Below are 1,060 nucleotides of genomic sequence, written 5' to 3'. Positions count from 1 at the left end.
TGGTATTGCCTTCTTGTTCATTTGCGGAAAAATCTGGTCACTTCACCAATACTGAGCGACGCGTCCAGCGCGTTAATGCGGCAGTGAAAGCGCCGGGTGAGGCGAAAGAAGATTGGTGGATCATTCAAGCGATCGCAAACGCGATGGGCAGCGATTGGCATTACCAGTGCGTTTCTGAAATCACTAGCGAGATCGCGCGTGTAACGCCGCAATATGCAGGGTTGCGTTGGGACGCGATCACGCCGAGCGGTGTTCAATGGCCAAGTAACAAGAACAATCCAAACGGTACTCGTATTATGCACCAAACCCAATTTACCCGAGGGAAAGGGCAAATGGTGGGCGTGCCGTTCCGTTATGCAGCCGAGTTGCCTGATGAAGAGTATCCTTTGGTGCTTACAACAGGGCGTGTGCTAGAACAGTTCCACACCGGTACGATGACACGCAAAACGAAAGGGTTGGATAACCTTGCTGGGCCAAGAGCGATGATCAGTGTTGAAGATGCCGAAGCAATTGGTATCCATAATGGTCAGCGCCTAAAAGTGTCGACTCGTCGTGGCAGCATCGAAATTGATGCGTTTGTGACTAAGCGAATGCAAAAAGGCGTCGTGTTTATCCCGTTCCATTTCGTTGAGTCGCCAGTCAACCGCTTGACGACTACGGCAACGGACCCGCATGCGAAAATTCCTGAATTCAAAGTCGCAGCGGTTAAGATTGAAATCAGTGAAACGGCCGCTCAACCAGAGCCTGTCGAGGAGGCGGTACACCACGTCTAACATCAACGCTTCACGCACTGGCGAGTTGAGAAATTGCATTTAAGCTTATGATATGTAATAGCGAAACGAGCAGTGCGTGTGTCGAGCGTTTTTAAGTGGATCATATTGCTTCTACCCGCTCTTATTTGGCTGGCGGTCAGGCAAATTGAACATATTTGGTGGGCGGAGAATCTTACCTCGATTCCCGCCCTCATTGTGTTCACTTACGTTGTTTTAGCCTCGGCGTTTTCTATCGCTCGCCGATGGTTGCAAAGTGCATTTTCTGCCTTTGTCGCTATTTTGTTTGT

At 49.9% G+C, this 1,060-nt stretch carries 1 protein-coding gene and 1 pseudogene; both read left to right on the top strand.

All coding sequences use genetic code 11. The features are described from left to right. Window positions 1-773 (top strand): molybdopterin oxidoreductase family protein (locus tag R8N28_RS26840; protein WP_318183871.1); only part of this gene is annotated, 773 nt, incomplete at its 5' end. Between the two features lie 72 nt (window positions 774-845). Next, window positions 846-1,060 (top strand): annotated as a pseudogene (locus R8N28_RS26835) (endonuclease/exonuclease/phosphatase family protein); the annotation flags it as partial.

The sequence above is a fragment of the Vibrio sp. Vb1554 genome, from assembly GCF_033344235.1.
The sequence above is the reverse complement of the archived record's forward strand: the minus strand, read 5'-3'. Positions and strand labels throughout refer to the sequence as shown.